Here is a 5,174-nt window from a genome sequence, read left to right as displayed (position 1 = left end):
GGTGCTGTGATGGGCCGTTGGATGAGTGGGAGGCGGCGAATCGGGGTTTCCAGAGGCTCGCGCACTCCAGTACTTGCCGAAACGCAGGCGGGCTTAACTGCCGTGTTCGGGATGGGTACGGGTGTCGCCCCGCCGCTGTGGCCGCCTTAACGCCGACTCGCGGAATCGAACCGCGAATTTCTCCGCCAGTGTCGGTGGTCCAATGACCGATTGCCGACCGTATGATTACGTGCAATCCAGTTTGCGCCTGGACCCGAGTTCGTCCGGGTACCAAGTGCGGTGATGAGTGTGTGGCGCGATCTGTTAGTGCTCGCGGGCTCAACGCCTCGTTGCCTTGGCGCGTACACCCCGAGTCTATCGAACTCCTCTTGTAGGAGTGATCTTAGTAGTATCTCTTTTCCAGGTGGGTTTCGAGCTTAGATGCGTTCAGCTCTTACCCCGTGTCACGTGGCTGCCCGGCACGCGCTCTCTCGAACGACCGGTAAACCAGTGGTGACCAATCGGAGTTCCTCTCGTACTATACGATCGTTCCCGTCAGATACCTTGACACCCCCAATAGATAGCAGCCGACCTGTCTCACGACGGTCTAAACCCAGCTCACGACCTCCTTTAATAGGCGAACAACCTCACCCTTGCCCGCTTCTGCACGGGCAGGATGGAGGGAACCGACATCGAGGTAGCAAGCCACTCGGTCGATATGTGCTCTTGCGAGTGACGACTCTGTTATCCCTAAGGTAGCTTTTCTGTCATCTATCGCCCGCATCAAGCAGGCTGATAGGTTCGCTAGACCACGCTTTCGCGTCAGCGTCCCTTGTTGTGCAGGACACTGTCAGACTTCCTTTTGCTCTTGCGCTCTGTTCCGGGTTCCCGACCCGGATGAGGAAATCTTGGGGCACGCTCGATATCTTTTCGAGCGTGTACCGCCCCAGTCAAACTGCCCGGCTACCGGTGTCCTCCTCCCGGAGTGAGAGTCACAGTCACTAACGGGTAGTATTTCAATGTTGCCTCGGTGGCCCGCTGGCGCGGGTACCTGTGTAGCGGCTCCTACCTATGCTGCACATTAGCGACCGTGTCTCAGCGACAGCCTGCAGTAAAGCTCTATAGGGTCTTCGCTTCCCCTTGGGGGTCTCCAGACTCCGCACTGGAACGTACAGTTCACCGGGCCCAACGTTGGGACAGTGACGCTCTCGTTGATCCATTCATGCAAGCCGCTACTGAAGCGGCAAGGTACTACGCTACCTTAAGAGGGTCATAGTTACCCCCGCCGTTAACGGGTCCTTCGCCCCATTGTACTGGGTGTTCAGATACCCGCACTGGGCAGGATTCAGTGACCGTACGAGTCCTTGCGGATTTGCGGTCACCTATGTTGTTACTAGACAGTCGGAGCGTCCGAGTCACTGCGACCTGCTCCTATCCGGAGCAGGCATCCCTTATCGCGAACTTACGGGACTAACTTGCCGAATTCCCTAACGTCGGTTACTCCCGACAGACCTTGGCTTTCTCCGCCTGAGCACCTGTGTCGGATCTCGGTACGGATACCATACTCCCTTTTCACGGGCCCTAGGTAGCATCGACTTGCGCTGTTTCTGGCTTCGTCCGCTTCGTGCCGTTACGGCTTCCACGGATTTCCCAGATTCGACCGGGCGAAAGCCCGGCTCGATGGTTCCCAAGGCGTCGGTTTCGTTGTATGGTAGCACGGGAATATTAACCCGTTGCCCTTTTGTCTCATTCGAGTTACGGTGAGACTTAGGACCGGCTAACCCTCGACTGATCAGCATTGTCGAGGAACCCTTGCTCGTAAGGCCGTCGGGGTTCTCACCCGACTAACGCTGCTACTATGACCAGGATTTTCGTTCCTACGCGGTCCACATGAGTTCTCACCCATGCTTCCATCCGCGCAGAATGCCGACCTACTCGGTCACCGTGTTACGGGTGCGGCTAGGTCTCGGTGGCGGACTTGAGCCCCGATCATTTTGGGCGCCTCAAACCTCGGCCGGTAAGCTGTTACGCTTTTCTTAGAGGGTAGCTGCTTCTAAGCTCACCTCCCGGCTGTCTAGGGCTTGAGACCACCTTCGATCGCACTTAGTCCGCACTTTGGGACCTTAACCCAGCTCTGGGTTGTCTCCCTCACGGTGCACAGGCTTACCCCGCACACCGGATTCCCTGCGTCGACGGCGTCCGTAGGTTTGGAGTTTGACAGAGGGGTCAACTCCTCTCGGAGTTGACGCCCTCAATCGGTCGCTCTACCCCACGGACTACCTCGGCAGAGGTCATGCTTCGACATGTTTCGGTCGGAACCAGCTGTTGCCGGATTCGATGGGCCTTTCACCCCTACACGTAGGTCACGGGAGGGTATTGTAGGACACCATCCCTAGCAGGCCTCCACGTGCCTTTCGGCACGCTTCGCCTTGCCCACGCGTAGATCATCCGGTTTCGGGTCGTGTCGAACTGACTCCCCGCCCTTGAAGACGGCGGCCCTCGTCGTAAGACTGCGGCCATGTTGGTTTCCCTGTGCCTCCCCCGATGCTCGGGTTAGACTTGCCAGTTCAACACACTCCCTGGTTCGTTTTTCAAAACGTACGACGGAACACCGGCTTCCCGTGATTCCTACTGGGGGCTTGCGCCCGGTTCGTTTTTCACGGGACCTTGTGAGCTCCGTCGCTCGATCGCCAGCTGATTTCAGGCCCTATTGCACCTCCCTTTGTGGGGTGCTTTTCAGCGTTCGCTCACGCTACTTGTTCGCTATCGGTCTCGAGACGTGTTTAGTCTTCGCGGTCGATGCCCGCGATATTCACGAGGGATATCCAACCCCCGATACTCTGGAGCTGACGCACGCCTTACTGGTTCTCGTTACGGGGCTTTCACCCTGTGTCGCGCTCCGTTCCAGAAGACTTCACGAGAAGGTTCAGGCGATGGGTGTCAGTCCGAACACCACATTGCCCGTGAGGGCTTCGGTTTGGACTGTGTCGCTTTTACTCGCGGTTACTCACGACATCTCTTGCGGTTTCTTTTCCTGCCGGTACTGAGATGTTTCAATTCCCGGCGTTCCCCATTGCGCGAGGCAATTGCGGTGGGGATTCCCATTCGGAGATCCTCAGTTCTTTCCCTCCGTGCGGGTCCCTGAGGCTTATCGCAGCTTGGCACGTCCGTCGTCGGCGCTCGAGCCGAGCCATCCACCAGCTGGCACAGTAGCCACGCTGTTGGAATGCATACATCGCACTGTGACCCAGATGAACTCGGGTCCAGTGGACGCCTGGATTGCACGTACATACGGTCGTCATCGCCACGTCCCATGGGTGTCATGGGGAGCGTGCATCGAACCCTTCCTACACGCGCTCTCACGGTGTAGTGCATCGGTCGTTGTGGATCAAATCGTTGCGCCGTCTCCCACTTAAGGGGCACGGTTTCGACCTGACCCACGACATGGACCCACTGGGATTTGAACCCAGGGCATCCTCCTTGCAAAGGAGGCACTCTACCACTGAGCTATGGGCCCACCTCCCCGGACGGGGAGGATGTGATCGTCAGCCCTGGCAGTTCGAAGGTGCCCGACCACCGAAGCGGTCGAGGTCGTCGAGGACCCCTCTGGTGTCCACCGGGTGTGGTGGACGGGTGTGAGCCAGGCGCGGTGGCCTGGTCTCGGTCTGTAGGAGGTGATCCAGCCGCAGATTCCCCTACGGCTACCTTGTTACGACTTAAGCCCCCTTGCGAAGCCCAGATTCGACCGCCGTAGGCGGCCTCATCCGGACCTCACTCGGGTGCTTTGACGGGCGGTGTGTGCAAGGAGCAGGGACGTATTCACCGCGCTCTTCTGAAGCGCGATTACTACCGAATCCAGCTTCATGAGGGCGAATTTCAGCCCTCAATCCGAACTACGACCAGGTTTCAGAGATTACCGTCCGCTTTCGCGGTTGGAACCCGTTGTCCTGGCCATTGTAGCCCGCGTGTAGCCCAGCTCATTCGGGGCATGCTGACCTACCGTTGCCCGTTCCTTCCTCCACGTTAGCCGTGGCGGTCCTCCTAATGTACCCAACTACCACGAGGGTATTGCTGGCAATTAGGAGTGCGGGTCTCGCTCGTTGCCTGACTTAACAGGATGCCTCACGGTACGAGCTGACGGCGGCCATGCACCTCCTCTCAGTAGGTCTGGTAAGCTCATCACACTGACCGTCACTCCTACTGTCGGAGCTGGTGAGATGTCCGGCGTTGAGTCCAATTAAACCGCAGGCTCCTCCGGTTGTAGTGCTCCCCCGCCAATTCCTTTAAGTTTCATCCTTGCGGACGTACTTCCCAGGCGGCTCGCTTCTCGTCTTCACTACAGCACAGCACACACTCGTAGTGTGTGCCATACTTAGCGAGCATCGTTTACAGCTAGGACTACCCGGGTATCTAATCCGGTTCGTGACCCTAGCTTTCGTCCCTCACCGTCGGGTCCGTCTTTCCGAGGCGCTTTCGCCACCGGTGGTCCGTCCAGGATTACAGGATTTCACTCCTACCCCGGACGTACCCCTCGGATCTTCCGGCCCCAAGCCAGCTGGTTTCCGCCGGACGCCCAGTCGTTGAGCGACTGGATTTCCCGACGGACCTGTCTGGCTGGCTACGGACGCTTTAGGCCCAATAATAGCGGCCATCACTCGGGCTGCCGGTATTACCGCGGCGGCTGGCACCGGTCTTGCCCAGCCCTTATTCGTACACCTCCCTACGGTGTACAAAAGCGAGGACTATATGCCCTCGCACTCGGAGTCCCCTTATCGCACTGTCGTGCAGTGTAAAGTTTTCGCGCCTGCTGCGCCCCGTAGGGCCCGGAATCTTGTCTCAGATTCCGTCTCCGGGCTCTTGCTCTCACAACCCGTACCGATTATCGGCACGGTGGGCCGTTACCCCACCGTCTACCTAATCGGCCGCAGCCACATCCTATGGCGCCGGGGCGTTTCTAGTTTCCCTCACTCCAGAGTGGAAACCGTATTCGAGATTAGCCTCAGTTTCCCGAGGTTGTCTCGATCCATAGGGTAGTTTGGCCACGTGTTACTGAGCTATCTGCCACGGGTCTGAACCCGTGCGACTAGCATGGCTAAATCGGACTCCGATAGCAATGGCCTCCGGCAGGATCAACCGGAATGGTTGCCGAGCTCGAAGAGCTCGGTGGGTCTCTGGCGGAAGCAACTGAATGCTAT

At 58.2% G+C, this 5,174-nt stretch carries 1 tRNA gene and 3 rRNA genes; all 4 read right to left on the bottom strand.

From position 1 onward, the window contains the following. Window positions 1–27: 27 nt before the first annotated feature. Window positions 28–149 (bottom strand): 5S ribosomal RNA (gene rrf / locus DVR07_RS21235). A gap of 136 nt (window positions 150–285) precedes the next feature. Beyond that, window positions 286–3,201: ribosomal RNA gene (locus tag DVR07_RS21230) — 23S ribosomal RNA — on the bottom strand. A 223-nt stretch (window positions 3,202–3,424) separates the two neighbouring features. Continuing rightward, window positions 3,425–3,496: transfer RNA gene (locus tag DVR07_RS21225), tRNA-Ala, on the bottom strand. A 152-nt stretch (window positions 3,497–3,648) separates the two neighbouring features. Beyond that, window positions 3,649–5,119 (bottom strand): 16S ribosomal RNA (locus DVR07_RS21220). Together the 16S, 23S and 5S rRNA genes with 1 tRNA gene alongside form the textbook arrangement of a ribosomal RNA operon. Window positions 5,120–5,174: the final 55 nt, after the last annotated feature.

This window comes from Halorussus rarus, assembly GCF_003369835.1.
Lineage (GTDB): Archaea > Halobacteriota > Halobacteria > Halobacteriales > Haladaptataceae > Halorussus > Halorussus rarus.
The sequence above is the reverse complement of the archived record's forward strand: the minus strand, read 5'-3'. Positions and strand labels throughout refer to the sequence as shown.